At 69.4% G+C, this 16,801-nt stretch carries 19 protein-coding genes and 1 tRNA gene; 7 read left to right on the top strand and 13 right to left on the bottom strand.

Annotated elements, in window-relative coordinates; all coding sequences use genetic code 11:
* Nucleotides 1–71 precede the first annotated feature (71 nt).
* From ACQPXB_RS00325 to ACQPXB_RS00270, 12 genes are all read right to left on the bottom strand, one after another.
* Complete coding sequence (locus ACQPXB_RS00325) at nt 72–215, bottom strand: hypothetical protein (RefSeq protein ID WP_158688140.1); 144 nt, start codon at nt 213–215, stop codon at nt 72–74.
* 50 nt (nt 216–265) lie between these two features.
* Nucleotides 266–415 carry a thiocillin family RiPP gene (locus ACQPXB_RS00320; RefSeq protein ID WP_220245459.1) on the bottom strand — a complete coding sequence of 50 codons (150 nt, stop codon included), beginning with the start codon at nt 413–415 and terminating at the stop codon, nt 266–268.
* A gap of 45 nt (nt 416–460) precedes the next feature.
* Entirely contained in the window at nt 461–610 is a 150-nt protein-coding gene (locus tag ACQPXB_RS00315) for a thiocillin family RiPP (RefSeq protein ID WP_220245458.1), read from the bottom strand.
* Between the two features lie 13 nt (nt 611–623).
* Nucleotides 624–782, bottom strand: a complete 159-nt coding sequence (locus ACQPXB_RS00310; RefSeq protein ID WP_285971290.1) for a RiPP peptide — start codon at nt 780–782, stop codon at nt 624–626.
* Between the two features lie 41 nt (nt 783–823).
* Nucleotides 824–967: a thiocillin family RiPP gene (locus ACQPXB_RS00305; RefSeq protein WP_220245456.1), complete on the bottom strand. Its 144-nt coding sequence runs from the start codon at nt 965–967 to the stop codon at nt 824–826.
* A gap of 40 nt (nt 968–1,007) precedes the next feature.
* Nucleotides 1,008–1,148: a hypothetical protein gene (locus ACQPXB_RS00300; RefSeq protein ID WP_366586005.1), complete on the bottom strand. Its 141-nt coding sequence runs from the start codon at nt 1,146–1,148 to the stop codon at nt 1,008–1,010.
* A gap of 296 nt (nt 1,149–1,444) precedes the next feature.
* The gene (locus ACQPXB_RS00295; RefSeq protein ID WP_432849059.1) at nt 1,445–2,596 is read right to left on the bottom strand and encodes an amidohydrolase; all 1,152 of its coding nucleotides are present in this window, start codon (nt 2,594–2,596) and stop codon (nt 1,445–1,447) included.
* Complete coding sequence (locus ACQPXB_RS00290) at nt 2,593–3,201, bottom strand: response regulator transcription factor (RefSeq protein ID WP_285971294.1); 609 nt, start codon at nt 3,199–3,201, stop codon at nt 2,593–2,595. Before ACQPXB_RS00290 ends, ACQPXB_RS00295 begins: the two co-directional genes overlap by 4 nt.
* Complete coding sequence (locus ACQPXB_RS00285; protein ID WP_432849058.1) at nt 3,198–4,319, bottom strand: sensor histidine kinase; 1,122 nt, start codon at nt 4,317–4,319, stop codon at nt 3,198–3,200. Before ACQPXB_RS00285 ends, ACQPXB_RS00290 begins: the two co-directional genes overlap by 4 nt.
* A gap of 12 nt (nt 4,320–4,331) precedes the next feature.
* A complete protein-coding gene (locus ACQPXB_RS00280; RefSeq protein WP_366585999.1) occupies nt 4,332–5,189 on the bottom strand; it encodes an ABC transporter permease in 858 nt (285 codons plus the stop codon).
* Nucleotides 5,189–6,106: an ATP-binding cassette domain-containing protein gene (locus ACQPXB_RS00275; RefSeq protein WP_432849057.1), complete on the bottom strand. Its 918-nt coding sequence runs from the start codon at nt 6,104–6,106 to the stop codon at nt 5,189–5,191. The genes ACQPXB_RS00280 and ACQPXB_RS00275 overlap by 1 nt, the downstream gene beginning before the upstream one ends.
* 250 nt (nt 6,107–6,356) lie before the next feature.
* Nucleotides 6,357–6,439: transfer RNA gene (locus tag ACQPXB_RS00270), tRNA-Leu, on the bottom strand.
* Nucleotides 6,440–6,569: 130 nt separating this feature from the next.
* Between ACQPXB_RS00270 and ACQPXB_RS00265 the strand changes: the two genes are divergently transcribed.
* The 7 genes from ACQPXB_RS00265 (at nt 6,570) to pknB (ending at nt 16,050) form a co-directional block, all read left to right on the top strand.
* Nucleotides 6,570–7,814: a DUF3662 and FHA domain-containing protein gene (locus tag ACQPXB_RS00265; protein ID WP_366585995.1), complete on the top strand. Its 1,245-nt coding sequence runs from the start codon at nt 6,570–6,572 to the stop codon at nt 7,812–7,814.
* Nucleotides 7,815–7,915: 101 nt separating this feature from the next.
* A complete protein-coding gene (locus ACQPXB_RS00260; RefSeq protein ID WP_037718919.1) occupies nt 7,916–8,377 on the top strand; it encodes an FHA domain-containing protein FhaB/FipA in 462 nt (153 codons plus the stop codon).
* On the top strand, nt 8,374–9,777 hold the full coding sequence (locus ACQPXB_RS00255; RefSeq protein ID WP_432849056.1) for a PP2C family protein-serine/threonine phosphatase: 1,404 nt from the start codon (nt 8,374–8,376) through the stop codon (nt 9,775–9,777). The genes ACQPXB_RS00260 and ACQPXB_RS00255 overlap by 4 nt, the downstream gene beginning before the upstream one ends.
* Nucleotides 9,777–11,270, top strand: a complete 1,494-nt coding sequence (locus ACQPXB_RS00250; protein ID WP_364043449.1) for an FtsW/RodA/SpoVE family cell cycle protein — start codon at nt 9,777–9,779, stop codon at nt 11,268–11,270. The genes ACQPXB_RS00255 and ACQPXB_RS00250 overlap by 1 nt, the downstream gene beginning before the upstream one ends.
* Nucleotides 11,267–12,730 carry a peptidoglycan D,D-transpeptidase FtsI family protein gene (locus ACQPXB_RS00245; RefSeq protein WP_366585992.1) on the top strand — a complete coding sequence of 488 codons (1,464 nt, stop codon included), beginning with the start codon at nt 11,267–11,269 and terminating at the stop codon, nt 12,728–12,730. The genes ACQPXB_RS00250 and ACQPXB_RS00245 overlap by 4 nt, the downstream gene beginning before the upstream one ends.
* 3 nt (nt 12,731–12,733) lie before the next feature.
* Nucleotides 12,734–14,044 (top strand): serine/threonine-protein kinase, encoded by a 1,311-nt coding sequence (locus ACQPXB_RS00240; RefSeq protein WP_432849055.1) that lies wholly within the window; start codon nt 12,734–12,736, stop codon nt 14,042–14,044.
* Complete coding sequence (pknB, locus tag ACQPXB_RS00235) at nt 14,041–16,050, top strand: Stk1 family PASTA domain-containing Ser/Thr kinase (RefSeq protein ID WP_432849054.1); 2,010 nt, start codon at nt 14,041–14,043, stop codon at nt 16,048–16,050. The genes ACQPXB_RS00240 and pknB overlap by 4 nt, the downstream gene beginning before the upstream one ends.
* A gap of 95 nt (nt 16,051–16,145) precedes the next feature.
* Here the strand turns inward: pknB and ACQPXB_RS00230 are convergent, their stop codons facing one another.
* Nucleotides 16,146–16,496: an effector-associated constant component EACC1 gene (locus ACQPXB_RS00230; protein ID WP_366585986.1), complete on the bottom strand. Its 351-nt coding sequence runs from the start codon at nt 16,494–16,496 to the stop codon at nt 16,146–16,148.
* Nucleotides 16,497–16,801: the final 305 nt, after the last annotated feature.

Below are 16,801 nucleotides of genomic sequence, written 5' to 3'. Positions count from 1 at the left end.
GAATCATTTTTCGACGGCGACCACGCGGCGTGGGTGGAATAGCCGACCTGCCTCACCTGGAATCAGGTGGCTCAGGTGGCACAGCCGTACGTGCCGAAGCACACCGGGCAGCCGATGCTGCCCGCCGTTCCGAAGCAATTGCTCGCACCGGCCTCGGTGAGCTCCTCGATCACGAGCTCCTCGACCTGCGGGGCCTGCGTGGTAACGTTCTCCATGACAACCTCCCTTCAGAGGTTCGTTTCGCCGCGGATGTCCTGGGGGATTGTCAGCTCGAGCTCGCGGTGCCGACCGTGCCCGCCGAGCTCGGGCACCCCGCGGTGCCCACGCTGCCGAGGCAGAAGCTGCCGGCCTGCGCGTCGGAAAGCTGCTCGATCGTGAGCTCGGTCGTGGCCGGCTCGAAGATTTCCTCGTTCATTGCTTTTCCTCCCAACTCAGTGCGTCAGTGGTTCGGATCAGTGCGTCAGTGCGAGCTGACGGTGCCGTAGCTGCCGGCGCTCGACGGGCAGCCGAACGTGCCGGCCGACCCGACGCACCAGCCGGCGCCCGTGGCGTCGGACAGCTCTTCGACGGTCAGTTCCTCGGTGAAGTCCTGCGTTTCCTGCGTCTCCATGACCGTTTTCCTCTCAGGACCAGCTGAAGGCGGTGCCGATGCACGCCGGGCAGGTGGTGGAACTGATGGTGCCGCCGGTGTTGGTGGTACCGGCGCCGGCGACCTCGCCGAGCTCCTCCACCGTGATGTCCTCGGCGAACGCCTGCTCGACCTGGTTGTCGAACTCGTTCATCTCGATCTCCTCAGGTTCGTGGATCAGTGGTGTGGGACTGCTCAGCCGAAGCTGGACGCCGTGCCGGCGCTGGACGGGCAGCCCGCGCTGCCGATGCAGAAGGCGGTGCCGGCCGCGGTGGTTTCCACCAGCTCCTCGACCTGCAGCTCCTCCACCGCGTCCACGGCGGTCGTGTTTTCCTGCATTCCCTTCACCTCCCTTCAGAAGGTTGAAAGCGAATGGAATTCACGCCTCGGGTTTGCAGGTGACGGTGCCTTGATTCCAGCCGTTGAAGCTGTACCGGTACAGGTATTCCCCGCCGTCGACACCGACGTAATCCCATTTCGCCAGCTCGAAGCCGACGTACGCGTACTGCGTGCTGGGCACGCATCTCGGGGGCGCCGGGACACTGGCCTCAGCAGCGGAAACACCGGATAAAACGGACACAACGACTAACGCGGCAACCAAAACAGTTCTCATCACGCAAGCCCCCCAGGCTTTTGATTCCCCAGTTTCGTGCTATTCGCTCTGAGCGATTCGCACAGGGTGAACGCTAAACCCAACTCGGTAGGCAAGAGGAGGGTAAATCACACATGTCACCCGTCTGGAGTAGTTAGCTGACAGCTATCTTAGGTTTCTCCTAGGGTTCCCTTAAGGTAGATCAACTATGGGTGCCGGAGCGACTACTCCTCGGTTACAGCGAGTACGGCCCGGGCGGCGAGGACAAGAGCCCGCCACCCGTCGGTGAGCGCGGCCGGCTCCGGAGCGAAGTCGGGTGAGTGGTTGGTGCCGCGCGTGCCGACGCCGAGCGTCCAGTAGCACAGCGGCACGGTCGTGCCGTCCGGCAGAGCGGCCAGGTGGCCGAAGTCCTCGGCCGCGGCCACGGGCGGCGTCCAGCCGACGCGGTCCGCCCCCAGCCCCGCCAGGTGCGCCGCTCGCACGGCCAGCACGAGCTGCCGGTCGTTGGTGGTCGCCGGCGCCGAGCGCACCGTCACGACCTCCGGCTCCACGGGCGCGCCGGACGCGGCGGCCTCGGTCCGGCACACGCGCTCGATCGCGGCCAGCGCCCGGGCCAGCGCGCCGTCGCTCGCCGCGCGCACGCTCACGCCGAGCTCCACGTGGTCCGGGATCACGTTTGCCACGTCGCCCGCGTGCACGGAGCCGACCGTGACCACCACGGGATCGGCCGGGTTCGTCTCCCGCGCCACCACCGACTGCAGCCGCACCACGAGGTGCGCGGCCAGCACGACGGGGTCCACGGCGAGGTGCGGCACCGCCGCGTGCCCGCCCCGGCCGTGCACGGTGATCGCCAGCTCGGCACACGGCGCGGTGATCTGCCCCGGCGAATGGCCCACCCGACCGACCGGCCCGGGCACGGCGTGCTGGGCCAGCAACGCGTCGGGCGGGCCGAATACGTCGTGCACCCTGTCGGCCACCATGGCCAGCGCGCCCTCGAGCGTCTCCTCGGCCGGCTGCCCGAGCACCACGACCCGGCCGCGCCACTCCGCGCGCGCCGCCACGAGCTCGCGAGCGGCGCCGACCACGGCGGCCAGGTGCAGGTCGTGGCCGCAGGCGTGCATGGCGGAACCGCCGGCCGCGTACGGCAGACCGGTGCGCTCGGCGAGCGGCAACGCGTCCAGCTCGGTCCGCACCGCGACCGTCGGCCCGGCGCCGTTTTCGAACGCGGCGGCCAGGCCGTGGCCACCGATTCCGCTACGCACGGTGAACCCCAGCGCGGTCAGCTCGCGAGCGAGCACGTCCGCCGTCCGCTTCTCCTCACCGGCCAGCTCGGGGTGTGCGTGCAGGTCCTGGTACAGCTCCAGCAGGTCGGTCACAGCCAGCCCGCCTCCTCGGCCACGCGGTACGCGGCCACGCGGTTGTCCACCTGCAGCTTGGTCAGCGCACTCGACAGGTAGTTGCGCACCGTGCCCTCGGCCAGCGACAGCCGCGCGCCGATCTCGGCGGGCCGCAGCCCCGCGCCGGACAGCCGCAGCACGTCCAGCTCCCGCTCGGTCAGAGGCGTCTCCCCGACGGCCAGCGCATCGGCGGCGATCTCCGGGTCGACATGTCGACCGCCGGTACAGACCTTCCGCACGGCCGTGATCAGGTCGTCCGGCGAGATGTTCTTGGTGACGAACCCGCGCACCCCGGCCCGCATCGCGCGGTGCAGGTAGCCGGGTTTGCCGTAGCTGGTGACCACGAGCAGCCCGCAGTCCAGACCCTCGGCGCGCACGGCCTCGGCCACCTCCAGCCCGGACATCCGCGGCATGTCGATGTCGACCATGGCGCCGTCCGGGCGCTCGCGGCGAATGGCTTCCAGCGCGTCGGCGCCGTTGTCCACAGCCGCCACCACGTCGATGTCGTCGGCGAGGCTGAACACCGTGCGCAGCGATTCGCGCAGCAGGGCGTGGTCCTCGGCCAGCACGATCCGCAAGGTCATGAGCTCTTCCTCGGCAGGTCAAGGGGCACGCGGGCGGTGAGCACGAAATCGCCGTCGACCTCGCCGTGCTCCAGCGTGCCGCGCACGGCGGCGAGCCGCTCGGCCAGGCCGGTGAGGCCGTGGCCGGCGCGGGTGCCGCCGGCGTGCGGGCGGTCGTTGCGGATCCGGACCAGGACGCACGAGGGGTCCCGCACGAACTCGACGCGGCAGTTCTCGGCGGCGCTGTGCCGCAGGATGTTGGTGCCGCCCTCGCGGATGGCCGAACCGATCGCCTCCGCGACCGGCCCGGGCAATCCTTCGGGAACGGTATCGGCGACCACCCGGACCCCGGCGAGGCTGAGGATCGACGACGTGCCGCGCAGCTCCTCGGCCAGGCTCGGCTGGCGGTAGCCGGCGATCACCTTGCGCAGCTCGGTCACGGACCCACCGGCCAGCTCCGCGATCTGCACCAGCTGCGCGCGGGCGGCTTCGCGGTCGGTGTCCATCAGCCGCACGCCCAGCTCGGCCTTCAGCCGCACCACCGACAGCCCGCGGCCGAGCACGTCGTGCAGGTCACGGGCGAACCGCAGCCGCTCCTCGACCACCGCCATGCGGGCCAGCTCGTCGCGGTTGGCGTGGACTTCGGCCGCGTAGGTGACGAGCAGCCCCATCCCCGCCAGCACCACGATCGTCACCAGCGATCGCAGCAGTACCTCGGCCACCGCGTACGCCGGCACCTGCATCAACAGGGCCAGAGCGGCGGTGACGAGGAGCACGACCAGCGGGAAGATCCAGCGCTTGAGCCCGGTGAGGCTGATCGCGGAGACACCGGCGACCAGCGACGGCAGCGCCAGCCACGCCGGCCCGAAGGCCAGCAGCAGCGCGAACGCCAGGCTCGTGGCGATCGCCACGTCGACCAGGTGCTCGCCGCGGGCGGCGGAGCGGCGCACGACCGCCCACACGATGCGTCCGGTGCCGGCCAGCACACCCGCACCGGCCAGCACCGCGAAGAGCACGTCGAGCACCGGGGGGTGGGTGCTCAGCCACAGGAAGAACGCCTCGACGGTGAACGCGGCGGTGGTCCCGAGGATCAGCAGCGCGACGACGCGGCCCAGTGTCCCGGGGTTCCACCGGTCCACGTCTCCTCCTGCTCAGCTCGACCGCTTCGGGTCCCATTTGAAGAAGCGCTTGCCCAGGCCGAGGGAAACGCCGATCCAGGCACACAGTAGTCCCAGCGGCATAACGCACGCCCTGAACGACTCCAGGAATCCGACCTGGTGCGGCAGCTGCGCCGTCGCCGGATTCGACGCGAAGTCCCGGCCGAGATACGCGGTGCGCACGATTTCCACGACCGAGCTCGACGGCAGGTACTGCACCGGCACCTGCAGGAAGTGCGGCATTTCGGACAGCGGGAAAACGATCCCGGACGCGAACATCATGAGGAACAGGAATGGCGTCACGATCCACGTGGACACCTCACTGGTGGGCAGCAGACCCGACACCCCGATCGCCAGCACCGCGAACGTGAACGCCCCCAGCACCACGCCGACCAGCAGCAACAGCGGGTTGGCCGGCGCAGGCGCACCCAGGTACGTCAGCCCGAAAACGAGCAGGACGACCACCTGCGCGATGCTCGTGACCGATCCGCTCATCGCTTCTCCGGTCATGATGGCGGTGTCCGGCAACGGTGTGCCGCGAAGACGTTTGTAAATCAGTTTTCCGCGCCGGCTGGTCGCGGAGTTCACCACGTTGTAGACGATCCAGACGAGGACGAATCCCATCATCCCGGGCAGCAGGTACACGCCGCCGTCGACGCCGGCGATCTCGCCCTTGCCGTGCTGGCTGGCCGGCAATCCGATGCCGAGGCCGAGCGGAATGAGCACACCGGTGAGCGCGAATCCGAGATCGCGCCAGTGCACCTTCTGCGACAACAGGAATTGCGACCAGGTGTAGCGCCAGAAGCCGAGTGAACGACGAGGTCCGGCGTACGCGGGGGCGATGGCGGTCATCAGCGCTCCTTCGCGGTGGTGGCGAGGGCGGCCTCGTCGGCCACCTTGAGGAAAACGTCTTCGAGCGAGTTGCGCCGCACCTCGAGGTCCGAGATCCGCGCCCCGGCGCGAACAGCCCAGTCGAACAGCCGGTGCAGATCCGCCTGGGGGTCCGTGCTGCTCAGCTCGTAGTGGCGCCCGTCCTCCGACACCCCGGCCAGCTCGACCGGCACCACCACCTCGCTGACGAACGTGACCGTCGACCCGTGGTCCGCGCCGATCACCTCGTCCACGGACCCGTGCCGCATGATCCGCCCGCGATCCATGATCGCCACGCGGTTCGCGAGGTACTGCGCTTCCTCCATGTAGTGCGTGGTCAACAGAATCGCCATCCCCCCGGCGACCATGTTCTCCAGCACGTGCCACGTCCGCCGCCGCGCCTGCGGGTCCAACCCGGTCGTCGGCTCGTCCAGGAACAACAGCTCCGGCCGCCCCAACACCGCCAACGCCAGATCCAGCCGCCGCCTCTCGCCCCCGGACAGCTTCCCGACGCGCGTACCCGCGACCTTCCCCAGATCCACCAGCTCGACGGCCTCGTCGACCGACATCGCATCCGCCGTGAACCTCCGCCACGCCCGAATGGACTCGACCACCGTCAGGTCGTCGAAGAACCCGGCCTCCTGCAACATGATCCCGACACGAGGAGCAACCTTCTCCCTCTCCGTCGCCGGATCCACCCCGAACACCCGCACACTGCCGGCACTCGGCCTCCGATACCCCTCCAGCACATCCATCGTCGACGTCTTGCCCGCGCCGTTCGTCCCCAGCAACCCGAAGACCTCACCGGCCCGCACCGTGAAACTCAACCCGTGCACCGCGACGAAGGCCCCGTACTCGACCCTCAGCCCGTCCACCTCGACAACCACTTCCCTACCCATGCCCCCACCCTGCGGCTCACCCGCCGCAGGCCATAGACGCACGCCTCACCACCCCAACGTGAATCCCCCACACCCAACGCATGACAAACCTCATAACCCCAGCTCAACACAACCACTACAGGTCTGAACCACGCTGGGTCAGCACCAAAGGCACCGTGGGGGGTCCGGGGGGCTCGGCCCCCCGGGAGCAATGACGACCGACAAACGGGAGGAGCCCCAGTCGCGCTAGCGACTGGGGCTCCGACCAAGGTGGGCGAGGAGGGAGTTGAACCCTCACGTCCTTTCGGACACACGGACCTGAACCGTGCGCGTCTGCCATTCCGCCACTCGCCCGAGTTGCTTCTCTCTGACAGCCAGCAAAGCGTAGCAGGGGGTTTTCACGGGTTTCAGCGGGGGTCGTGTCGAGGCTTCCTCTCCCGGATAGGATCGGTGCGGAAGCACACGTGCGAGGAGGTCACCCCAGGTGGGTCGGGTAGAGCGCTTCGACAGGCGTCTCGAGAACCTCGTGGGGAACACCTTCGCGCGCATGTTCGGTGGCAACGTCGTCACGCAGGAAGTGGCGGTGGCGCTCGAGCGGGAAGGCGAGGAAAACGTTCGTGAGCTGGCAGGAGGTCGGCAGCTCGCCCCGAATCACTACATCGTGTCCTTGGGGCAGGCTGACCACGATCGGATGGCCGGTGACGAGCAGCGGGTCACTGCGGTTCTCGCACAAGCTGTGGGCGAACACCTCGCCGAGCACGGCTGGGAGACCTATGGTGACGTCGTCGTATCACTCGAGCGCAACGAGGCGCTGCATACTGGACAGTTCAAGACCCGTTCGTCCGTCGATCCCGACGCCCACGCGAGTGGACCCGGTGGCTCGTCACGGTCGGCACGACCCAGCAACGCAGGAGACCCAGCAATGAGCCAGCCCCCCGGATACGGCCAATACGACCAGGGTGACCCGTACGGCCAGCAGGGCCAGTACGGCTACGGACAGCAGGGTGGCCAGCAGCCCGGGTACGACCAGGGCTATGGCCAGCAGGGCGGTTACGAGCAGCAGGGTTACGGCCAGCAGCCCGGCTATGACCAGTACGGCCAGCCCCAGCAGGGCGGTGCCGCTCAGCCCGGTTACGACCAGGGCTACCAGCAGGGTGGTTACGACCAGGGTTACGGCCAGCCCCAGCAGGGCGGCTACGACCAGTACGGCCAGCCGCAGCAGGGTGGTGGCTACGGCCAGCAGGGCGGTTACGACCAGGGTTACGGCCAGCCCCAGCAGGGCGGCTACGACCAGTACGGCCAGCCCCAGCAGGGCGGCGGCTACGGCCAGCCCGCGGCCGACCCGTACGGCCAGCAGCCCGGCTACGGCCAGCCGGCGGCCGACCCGTACGCCCAGCAGCAGCCCGGCTACGGCCAGCCCGCCCCCGCGGCCGGTCGCGCGCTCGCCGCGAGCCTGCAGTTGGACGACGGCTCGAACCGCACGTACTCGCTGAAGCAGGGCGGGAACGTCGTGGGCCGCGGCCAGGACGCCGACTTCCGCCTGCCCGACACCGGGGTGTCGCGCCGGCACCTGGAGATCACCTGGGACGGCCAGAGCGCCACGCTCGCCGACATCGGGTCCACGAACGGCACGACCGTGAACGGGACTCCGGTGCAGACGTGGCAGCTGGCCGACGGGGACGTCATCCGGGTGGGTCACTCTTCGTTGGTGTTCCGAACCCAGGGCTGACCAGAGGCCGGTGACGGGGTTCCCGCAGAATTGTCGTGCGGGGGGATCCGCGGTGCGCGCGCGCCGCGGCTTGCAGGCAGAGTCGGGAGCGGACACAACAAGTGCCAGAGCTGGTCGTTCAACTCACCAGAGTGGGCTTTCTCGTGCTGCTCTGGCTCTTCGTGTTCGCCGCCCTGCGGGTCGTCCGTTCGGATCTCTACGCCGCGTCCGGCCTGCGGGTGCAGGTGCCCTCGTTCCGGCGGAACAAGGAGAAGAAGCCGCGGGGCAGCAAGGCCCCGCAGCAGCTCCTGGTGACCCACGGGGCACTGGCGGGCACCCGTATCGCGCTCGACGGCCGGCCGATCCTGATCGGCCGTGCCGACGACTCGACGCTGGTGCTCGACGACGACTACGCGTCGACCCGGCACGCCCGCATCGCCCTGCGCGGGGAGGACTGGTACGTGGAAGATCTGGGCTCGACGAACGGGACCTACCTCGACCGGGCTAAGGTCACTGCACCCCTCCGGGTCCCGCTCGGAGTCCCCATCCGGATCGGCAAGACGGTGATCGAGCTTCGCCCATGACTCTCGTCCTCCGCTACGCGGCCCGCAGCGACCGGGGCCTGGTTCGTTCGAACAACCAGGACTCCGTGTACGCCGGCCCTCGCCTCCTCGCGCTCGCCGACGGTATGGGCGGCCACGCGGCCGGTGAGGTGGCCAGCAAGGTCGTCATCGCCTCACTCGCCCCCCTCGACGACGACGAGCCGGGCGACGACCTGCTCGGTCAGCTCCGCGAGGCCGTGACCAACGGCAACGCGGCCATCGCCGAGCTCGTCTCCCAGGATCCCGACCTCGACGGCATGGGCACCACGCTCACCGCCGTGCTCTTCGCGGGCAACCGCCTGGGGCTCGTGCACGTCGGCGACTCCCGCGCGTACCTGCTGCGCGGCGGCCAGTTCGCGCAGATCACCCGCGACGACAGCTTCGTCAACGAGCTGCTGGAGCAGGGCCGTATCACGGCCGAGGAGGCCGCGGTGCACCCGCAGCGTTCGCTGCTGCTCAAGGCGCTCACGGGGCACGAGGTCGAGCCGAGTCTCACCGTGCGCGAGGCGCGTCCCGGTGACCGGTACCTCATCTGTTCCGACGGTCTGTCCGGCATGGTCTCCGACGAGACGATGTCCGAGGCCATCCGCATCCCGGACCCGCAGGACTGCGCGGACCGGATGATCGAGCTGGCCCTCAAGGGCGGTGGTACGGACAACGTCACCGTGATCATCGCCGACGTGGTCGACGTCGACTTCGGTGACGACGCGCCGATCGTGGGCGGCGCCGCCGGCGACGGCAGCGACGAGCAGCACCAGGGCGACTCGCCGGCCGCGCGGGCCCGGGCGCTCACGCAGCCGCCCCCTCAGCCGCGGCCCGAGCCGCAGGCGTTCGAGGAGGACCCGAAGGCCAAGCGCCGCAAGCGGTTCCGCTGGCTCGTCGGCGCCGTCGTGGTGCTGATCGTGCTGGCCGCGGCCGCCATCGCCACGCGCTACTTCGTGCTCAGCCAGTACTACGTGGGCGAGGGTCCCGACCAGGAGGTCGTGATCTACCGCGGGGTGCCGGGCAGCATCCTCGGCATCCAGCTGCACTCCTTCGAGCAGGGCTCGTGCCCGCCGGGGACGCTGTGCACCGACAAGCTGCGCGTGCCGGCCCTGCAGGAGGACGCGCGCATCGCCGTGCAGAACGGCGTGAAGCGCGACAGCCTCGACGACGCCCGCACGTACATCGACGACTTCCTGCGCCTGCGCAAGCAGCTGTCCGACTGCCCGCCGGCGCCCCCCGGCACCACTTCCGGCGTGCCGACGGCTCCCGGCGGTCCGCCGGCGTCGTCGAGCAGCGCTGTTCCGCCGCCTTCGAGCGGCGCGTCTTCGTCGGCGAACCAGCCTGCGGGGAGGGACTGCTCGACGTCGAGTACGGCGCCGACAGGAGGCGGTAACTGATGGGTCAGCCCCTGGCCGACCCGTTGTCGGCCCAGTTCGCGACCAATCCGCCCCGGGAGCTGCCCAAGCGCCGGGGCACCGAGCTGTTGCTGCTGGCGTTCGCCGCGTTCATCGTCACCCTCGCGCTCGTGCTCGTGGAGGCCAACCAGGAGCAGGAGCTCACGCTCTCGATCCTGTGGCTGGGCCTCGCCTACCTTGGTGTCCTGACCGCTGCGCACCTCGCCGTGCGCCGCTGGGCGCCGTACGCCGACCCGGTGCTGCTGCCGTGTGTCGCGCTGCTCAACGGCATCGGGCTGGTGATGATCCACCGGCTCGACCTGGCCGAAGCCGAGCAGGCCGCGCAGAAGGGCAGCGAGTACAGCCCCGAAGTGACCAAGCAGGTGCTGTTCACGGTCATCTCGCTGGCGCTGTTCGTGGTCGTGCTGGTCGTGGTCAACGACCACCGCACTCTCACGCGCTACGGCTACACCTTCGGCCTGATCGGCATCGCCGCGCTGGCGCTGCCCGCGGTGCTGCCGTCGAGCCTGTCCGAGGTCAACGGCGCGAAGGTCTGGCTGAAGCTGCCGTTCTTCTCGATCCAGCCCGGTGAGTTCGCGAAGATCCTGCTGATGATCTTCTTCGCGTCGTTCCTGGTGTCCAAACGCGACTTGTTCATGGTGGCGGGCAAGAAGGTCCTCGGCGTGGAGCTGCCGCGCGCCCGTGACCTGGGCCCGATCCTCATCGCCGCCGCGGCGAGCATCGGCATCCTCGTGTTCGAGAAGGACCTCGGCACGTCGCTGCTGTACTTCAGCATCATCCTGGTGATGCTCTACGTCGCGACCGAGCGCGTGATCTGGGTCGTCGTCGGGCTGACGTTCTTCATCGGCGGCTGCATCATCGCCTACAACCTGTTCACGCACGTCCAGCAGCGCGTGGAGAACTGGCTCAACCCGCTGGGCCCGCGCTACGACGAGCTCGGCGGCTCCTACCAGCTCGCGCAGGGCCTGTTCGGTCTCGGCACGGGCGGGGTCGGCGGAACCGGTCTCGGCGCGGGCCGGCCGGACATCGTCCCGGCGGCGAGCACTGACTTCATCACCGCGTCGATCGGCGAGGAGCTGGGCTTCATCGGCCTGGCCGCCGTGCTGATGCTGTACCTGCTGATCGCGATGCGCGGCATGCGCAGCGCGCTGGCCGTGCGCGACACGTTCGGCAAGCTGCTCGGCGGCGGGCTCGCGTTCACGATGGTGATGCAGATCTTCGTGGTCGTCGGCGGCGTCACGGCGCTGATCCCGGAAACCGGGATCACGGCGCCGTTCCTGTCCCAGGGTGGTTCGTCGCTGCTCGCGAACTACATCCTCGTCGCCCTGTTGCTGCGCATCTCCGACGCCGCGCGCAAGCCGGCCAAGCGCGCCAAGCCGCAGCAGCCCCAGGCCCCGATCGCCGAGGCGCACACCGTGCTGGTGCAGCGCCCGCCGGCCGGGGGCAGCCCGAACGGTGACGGGAGGACCGCGTGAACACTCCCCTGCGCAAGGTCGGCATGGCGATGCTCGTCATGATCGTCCTGCTGCTCGCGAACGACACCTACATCCAGGTCGTCAAAGCCGACGACTACCGCACCGACTCGCGCAACCAGCGCGTGCTCTACGACGAGTACTCGCGCCAGCGCGGGCAGATCGTCACGCCCGACGGCGTGGTGCTGGCCGGGGTGAAGGCCTCCAGCGACAAGTTCAAGTTCACGCGCACCTACACCGACGGCCCGATGTACGCGCCGGTGACCGGGTTCTACTCGATCAACTACGGCGCCGGCGGCCTCGAGCGCGCCGAGGACGACGTGCTCAACGGCTCCGACCCGCGGCTGTTCGTGCGCCGCCTGTCGGACATGGTCACCGGGCGCGACCCGCGCGGCGGCAACGTGAAGCTCACGATCGACCCGAAGGTGCAGAAGGCCGCGTACGACCTGATGACCCAGCACGGCTACACCGGCGCCGTGGTGGCGATGGAGCCGAAGACGGGCCGCATCCTCGCGATGGTGTCCACGCCGTCGTACGACCCGAACACGCTGGCGTCGCACGGCAAGGACCAGAACACCGCCTGGGCGAACTACTCCAAGGACCCGAAGAACCCGATGCTGAACCGGGCGATCTCGGAGACCTACCCGCCCGGGTCCACGTTCAAGCTGGTCACCGCGTCGGCCGCGCTCGAGGCCGGTATCGGCCCCGACACCGTGATCAACACCGCGCCCAACGTGAAGCTGCCGGGCACCAACACCACGCTCGAGAACTACGCCGGCGAGACCTGCCCCGGCAACACGTTCAAGGACGCGCTGGCGCACTCGTGCAACGTGCCGTTCGCGACCTTCGCGGGCCAGCTCGGCCCCGACAAGATGAAGGCGACGGCCGCCAACTTCGGCATCGGCCAGACCGACCTGACCGTGCCGATGAAGGTGGCGCCGTCCACCGTCGGCGCGCTCGACTCGCAGGGCGCGCTCTACCAGAGCGGCATCGGCCAGCGCGACGTGCGCCTCACGCCGCTGCAGGACTGCCTGCTCGCCGCGACCGTCGCCAACGGCGGCATGGCGATGAAGCCGCAGCTCGTGCAGTCGATCCTGGCGCCCGACCTCTCGACGATCGAGGACACCGACCCGGAGCAGCTCACCGGCACGCCGGCGCTGTCACCGGAGAACGACCAGATCCTCACGCAGATGATGATCGCGTCGGAAGGCTTCACCGCGGGCAAGGGCAAGGACCCGGCGCTGAAGATCGCGTCGAAGACCGGCACCGCCGAGCATGGCACCGACTCGAAGAACACCCCGCCGCACGCGTGGTACACCGCGTTCGCGCCCTCGGACAACCCGCAGATCGCGGTGTCGGTCATCGTCGAGAACGGCGGCAACCGCGGGCTCGCCGCGACCGGTGGCTCCGTCGCCGCCGAGATCGGCCGGGCCGCCATCGCCGCGCGCCTCGGGGGTGGGTGACCCATGCTGTCCTCGGGTCAGCTGCTGGCCGAGCGCTACAAGCTGACGAACCGGATCGCCGTCGGCGGGATGGGCGAGGTCTGGCAGGCGAGTGACACCCGGCTCGACCGGGTCGTTGCGGTGAAGGTGCTGAAGGCCGAGCTCTCCGGCGACGCCGAGTTCCTGCACCGGTTCCGGACCGAGGCGCGGATGACGGCGTCGCTCAACCACGCCGGGATCGCGGCGGTGCACGACTACGGCGAGACCTTCGCCGGAACCGAGGGTGGCAAAGAGGAAGACGCGCTGCCCATCGCGTACCTGGTCATGGAGTTCGTGGAGGGCGACCCGCTCGCGGGCATCCTCGCCAAGCACGGGCGCCTCTCGGCCGACTACACGCTCGACCTGCTGGAGCAGGCCGGCACCGCGTTGCAGGCCGCGCACGAACAGGGCCTGGTGCACCGCGACGTGAAGCCGGGCAACATCCTCGTCACGCCGGCGGGCCAGGTGAAGATCACCGACTTCGGCGTGGCCAAGGCCGCGCACGCCGCGCCGGTCACGCGGTCGGGCATGGTCATGGGCACGGCCCACTACATCGCGCCCGAACAGGCGCTGGGCCACGACGCCGAGCCGGCCAGCGACGTGTACTCGCTGGCCGTGTGCGGCTACGAATGCCTTGCCGGCCACCGGCCGTTCCTCTCGGAGAACGCGGTGAGCGTCGCCATGATGCACATCCGCGACCTCCCGCCGCCGCTGCCACCCGACGTGCCACCGGGTGCGCGCGCGGTCATCGAGGCCACGCTGGTCAAGGACCCCCGGCAGCGCTACGCGAGCGGTGGCGAGTTCGCTGCCGCCGTCGCGGCCGTTCGCGCCGGGCACCCCCTGCCGACGCCGCTCGGCCTGGTCAACGCCGCCTACGCGGCGGGCCAGGTCCCGCCGTCGCCGCCCCCCGGGATGCCGCAGGCCGGCGAGCTCCCCCACGTGCCCATCGGTCCTGGTTCCAACCCCGGGTTCCCGCCGCTGTCGCCGGGTTCGGTGCACCCCGTGCACCCGCCCGTGCCGCGGCGGAAGAGCCAGTGGGGCTGGTGGGTGCTGCTCGCGGTGATCGTGGTCGCCGTGATCGTGGCAGCGGCGTTCGTCGTGGCCAAAGTCGTGGGCACCGGCAACGGACAGACACCGAGAAGCGTGGACACAGGCAGACCGGCGCCAGTCGAGCCGACCGGCCGCGCTGGAGGACCGACCGCAGGCGGACCCGCCGAACCGGGTGCGAGCGGGAAGCAGGGCCTGCAAGGCATCATGACCACACCTTGGACGGAATGGAACGGCACACAGAGATGAGCACACCCAGACTGCTCTCCAATCGGTACGAGCTGGGCGAGACGCTCGGCTACGGAGGTATGTCCGAGGTCCATCATGGACACGACGTGCGTCTGGGCCGGGAAGTCGCGATCAAGGTCCTGCGCGCGGACCTCGCCCGCGACCCCCAGTTCCAGGAACGCTTCCGCCGCGAGGCGCAGAACGCGGCCGCCCTCAACCACCCCGCGATCGTGGCGGTCTACGACACCGGTGAAGCCAACACCGACTTCGGGAACCTGCCCTACATCGTCATGGAGTACGTCGAGGGCCGGACGCTTCGCGACATCGTGAAGACCGAGGGCCCGATGTCGCAGAAGCGGGCCATGGAGGTCATGGCCGACGTCTGCGCGGCACTGGACTTCTCCCACCGCCACGGCATCGTGCACCGCGACGTGAAGCCCGCCAACGTGATGATCACGAAGAACGGCGCCGTCAAGGTGATGGACTTCGGCATCGCCCGCGCGATGCACGACGGCCAGTCGGCGATGACGCAGACGGCCGCCGTGATCGGCACCGCGCAGTACCTCTCGCCGGAGCAGGCGCGCGGTGAAGCCGTCGACGCGCGTTCCGACGTGTACGCGGCCGGCTGTGTGCTCTACGAGCTCATCACCGGAGAGCCCCCGTTCACGGGTGACTCGCCGGTGGCCGTGGCCTACCAGCACGTGCGGGAGGACCCGAACCCGCCGTCGTCGGTGAACCCGGCGGTGACGCCCGAGCTCGACGCCGTGGTGCTCAAGGCGCTGGCGAAGGGCCCGGCCAACCGCTACCAGTCGGCCGCCGAGATGCGCTCGGACCTCGTGCGCACTCTCTCGGGCCAGCGCCCGTCCGCTCCGATGGTGATGTCGGAGGACGAGCGCACCCAGGTGATGAACCAGGACCGCCGGCAGCCCCAGCGCTACGAGGAGTACGCCGACGAGCCGGACGAGGACCCGCGCGTCAAGCGCCGCAACCGCACGATCCTCGCGATTGTCGCGGTTCTGCTCGTGGCCGGCGTAGTGCTGCTGATCTTCTGGCTCAGCGGTGCCTTCCGGGCCGAGACCACCAGCGCGCAGATTCCGAACGTGGTGGGCCACCAAGCGGGTGTCGCCAAGTCGGAGCTGCAAACCGCGGGCTTCTCGTCGTTCGCGCCGAACAAGAGCGTGATCTGCGGGGCTTCGGACCCCAGCACCAACCCCAAAGCGCTGACCTGTACCGACGACTTCATCGACAAGGTCGTCGCGATCGATCCGAGCCCCGGCCAGAACGTCTCGACGACCACGCAGATCCAGCTGTACGTGGGCGCACGGCCGAACACGTCCCAGGTGCCGGACCTGACCGGGAAGACGGCGGAAGACGCGGGCAAGGCGCTGACAGACGCCCACCTGAAGCTGGGCAACACCACGAGCGAGAACGTCGACAACCCGGACGATGTCGGCAAGGTCATCCGGCAGGACCCGACACCGAACTCGTCGGCACCGCAGGACTCCGCGGTGAACATCGTCGTCGGCGGCAGCGTGAACCTCAAGTCGGTTCCCGACACCACCGGCAAGGACTACAACACCGCGAAGAAGCAGCTCGAAGGCCTCGGCTTCACGGTCAGCCGCACCGATGTGGACTCGACCCAGCCGAAGGACCAGGTCGTCAACCAGCAGCCGAACGGCGGTCAGGTCGCACCGGGTTCGAAGATCACGCTGTCGGTCTCCAAGGGCCCGCAGCAGATCACGATGCCGGACCTGACCGGGCAGACCGAGGACCAGGCAACGCAGACGCTGCAAGGCATGGGCTGGTCGGGCCAGATCCAGACCGAGTCGGTGCACTTCGCCACGGTTCCGCCGAACACCGTGGCGAAGACCAACCCGAAGGCCGGTCAGACGATCTCGCCGACCCAGACGGTCGTGCTGACGATCTTCGAAACCGACAGCGGCGGTGACACCACCACGCCGACCAATCCCGGCAACGGCGGTTCCGGCGGTCTGCCGCCCGGCTTCCCGCCGGTGCGGCATCCATAGCCGGTGAAACGCGACAGGGCCCGCACGGTTTCCGTGCGGGCCCTGTGCTTTCTGCCCTGTGCTTTCTGCGGAAGTTTCCCGATCCTGGCCGAGACTCAGTCCTGGTCCAAGAACCCGCGGACGCTGGCGAGCACCGCGTCCACGTCGCTGGTCGAACCGCAGTCGACGTCGAGCTCCTCCACCGCCCCGGAGCGCTTCAGCTTGAGCAGCACGCGTTCGTCGCCGCGGCCCTTGCGCAGCCAGCCGAACAACGAGCGGCACAGCGTGCCCACGGAGCGGCTGCTCACCATGACGACCACGGCGTCACCCGCCGCGTCGTCCGACACGGGTCTCTCGGCCAGCCGGACGCGGTCGCGGAGCTCGTCCTCGGAACGCAGCCAGGAGGCGAGCTGATGCAGCTCATCACCCGAGCCGGCCACGGTGATCGCGGCGATCCCAGCCGTCACGACTCTCCCCTCACGGGTGAACAGACGGCGCGAGGGTAACCGACGCGCCGGCGCGGAGGAAGACCGCCTTCCTGAATTGCGTACTGCAATTTGCATATCACTCCGAGCGATCATTCCGGCCGGGCACCGGCATCCGCCGTCGGCACGGGCGCGTCGTGCAGCCGACGAATGCCGGTGGACCGGTAGACCCACCCGCGGCGCCGGAGCGTTTCCCGACGCCGCGGGCTCTCTCCGCAGCAGTTTTTGCTGCTGGCCGGTGCCACCCGCGTGGGTGAAGGCAAAACATTAGCGTGCTCGGGTGATCT

It is taken from the genome of Amycolatopsis sp. CA-161197, assembly GCF_050942255.1.
Lineage (GTDB): Bacteria > Actinomycetota > Actinomycetes > Mycobacteriales > Pseudonocardiaceae > Amycolatopsis.
Note: the sequence above shows the minus strand (reverse complement) of the source record. Positions and strands in the feature narration are given on the sequence as shown.